This window comes from Intrasporangium sp., from assembly GCF_036566125.1.
Classification (GTDB): Bacteria; Actinomycetota; Actinomycetes; order Actinomycetales; family Dermatophilaceae; genus Intrasporangium.
Window position 1 is genome coordinate 1 of the sequence record NZ_DATCWX010000141.1, and the last position, 2,116, is coordinate 2,116.

3 protein-coding genes are annotated in these 2,116 nt (G+C 67.9%); 1 reads left to right on the forward strand and 2 read right to left on the reverse strand.

Annotated elements, in window-relative coordinates; genetic code table 11:
- Nucleotides 1-82: 82 nt before the first annotated feature.
- Both VIR15_RS08055 and VIR15_RS08060 read right to left on the reverse strand, forming a co-directional pair.
- Nucleotides 83-823, reverse strand: a complete 741-nt coding sequence (locus tag VIR15_RS08055) for a S1C family serine protease (RefSeq protein WP_331926958.1) — start codon at nucleotides 821-823, stop codon at nucleotides 83-85.
- A 1-nt stretch (nucleotide 824) separates the two neighbouring features.
- Nucleotides 825-1,433: a hypothetical protein gene (locus tag VIR15_RS08060; RefSeq protein WP_331926959.1), complete on the reverse strand. Its 609-nt coding sequence runs from the start codon at nucleotides 1,431-1,433 to the stop codon at nucleotides 825-827.
- Nucleotides 1,434-1,667: 234 nt separating this feature from the next.
- Between VIR15_RS08060 and VIR15_RS08065 the strand changes: the two genes are divergently transcribed.
- On the forward strand, nucleotides 1,668-2,116 hold a 449-nt coding region (locus tag VIR15_RS08065; protein ID WP_331926960.1), incomplete at its 3' end, for a cbb3-type cytochrome c oxidase subunit I.

Genomic DNA, 2,116 nt, shown 5'->3' on the forward strand with positions numbered 1-2,116 from the left:
TGAGGAGCGACGCGGCGGTATCTGTCCCACCTGCTTCATGGAGATGCCGGTCGCGGGACCGTGCCCCAACTGCTCCTGAGCGTTACTCGTCGCAGTCGGTCTTGTCACCGAAGGACTGCGGCTTGCCGAGCACGTCCTTGAGCACCTCGATCGGCACGGCATAGTTGCGGCCGGGTCCGGTGGACGCGTACACCACGCCGACGAGCTCGCCCGTGATGTCGACAAGCGGGCTGCCCGAGCTGCCGTGCTCCACCGGCGCGGAGTTGAGCAGCATGGGGAAGTCGGACTTCGCGACGGGGTCCTCTCGATAGCCGAGCACCTTGCCACTCGTCGTCGTCAGCGGTCCGCCCAACGGATAGCCGATGGCCGTGACCGTCTGTCCCACCTCGGGATTCGACGGCGCGAGAGTGATTGAGGCCGGCAGCTTGTCCTTCGTCCGCACGATCGCCAGGTCAGCGACGGTTGCGGCTCCGGATGTGCGGACGTCGATGTCCTTGCCATCGAACGTGCTCACCTCGAGCGTCGTGGCGCCAGCCACCACGTGCCGGTTCGTCACCAGCACCTGGTCGCCGATGGCGAAGCCGGAGCCCGTGCGCACCCCGCCGCAACCGATGTTGCGAATCCGCAGGGCGGCCCGTTCGAGCTCGGTGAACCCTTCGATGGTCGCCTCCCCCGCCTCGAGGTCGAGCGACCGCGACGGCGTCACGGGCAGGGCCGTGGCCACGGGAACCTCCGGCGGCGCAACTGGCGCGAGGTCGCCGCAGGCCCCCGATGAGGTCAGCACGAGGACGACTCCCGCGATGGCGCGGACCGAACGCCGCACGTCAGTTCCCCTCCAGCCAGCTGACGAAGGCGTCACTGGCCTCCTGCGCCCTGTCACACCCCTGGTTGATCTCCTCGGCCACGCCGAGGACGACGGACATCTCGTAGCTGTCGATGTCGAGCAGGTAGTCCTGCAGCTCCTGGAGGCCTGCGACGCAGCGGTCGAGCTGGAGCGCGACGTTGCGCGACCGCTCGACGGCTGAGCCGAGCACGCCGACGGTGTCGGCGGCCTGCGCCTTCTCGTCGGCGAGGCCGCGGATCCGGTCCGAGGCGTCGTTGTACTGCTCGGTGACCTCTTGGAGCGCGCCCTTCGTCTGGGCGAGCGCCGCCTGCGATGCGTCGAGCAGCCCCTGAACCTGCTCCCGCTGTGCCGTCATGTCGGCCAGCTCGGCCACGTGCTGCTCGGCCGTGGCCTTCCACTCCCGGGACGAGTTGTTGGTGTAGACGTATGCCGCTGAGCCGGCCACCAGCGTCAGGACCAGGAGGCACGTGGTTGCGATCAACGCGATGCGGGTGCGGTCGCGATGGCGGACCGGAGGCGTCGTCACGTAGGGCGGGACGAACGGTTCCGGAGCCCGGTCCGCGGCGGAGTGGTCAGGTGAGTCACCCATAGCGGACATCGTGGCCCAGCTCGCTCCTCCCGTCATGGGATCGACGGGGACATTTGGGGCTATTTTTTACACGGATACAGCCGTAATATTTCGGACAGAGTGCTCCAGCGACGGGCCCGTCGCCGGGTGATGGGCGTGAGGCGGTTGAGCGAGATGGCGACGACGGCAGAACCAAGGATCGCGACGCATGACGCGACCATTCAGCGGGCGCCAGCTCGCCGGGCACCGGGACGCATGCTCTACCGGGTGCTCACGACGACGGACCACAAGGTCATCGGGAACCTCTACTTCGCCACGACGTTCGCCTTCTTCCTCTTCGGCGGCGTGCTCGCCCTCCTCATCCGCGCGGAGCTGGTCTCGCCGGGCCTGCAGGTTGTGGACACCAAGGAGCAGTTCAACCAGCTGTTCACGATGCACGGCACGATCATGTTGCTGCTCTTCGCGACGCCGCTCTTCGCCGCCTTCACGAACGCCATCATGCCGCTGCAGATCGGCGCGCCGGACGTCGCGTTCCCGCGGCTGAACATGTTCGCCTACTGGCTCTACCTCTTCGGCGGCCTCATCACGGTGGCCGGGTTCCTGACCCCGCAGGGTGCCGCCTCCTTCGGCTGGTTCGCCTACGCGCCGCTGTCCGACGTCAGCTACAGCCCGGGGCTCGGCGGTGACCTGTGGGTCTTCGGCCT

Excerpts from the sequence above, each read along its gene's own strand:
- VIR15_RS08060 (WP_331926959.1), bottom strand. The coding sequence starts at position 1,433 with ATGGGTGACTCACCTGACCACTCCGCCGCGGACCGGGCTCCGGAACCG.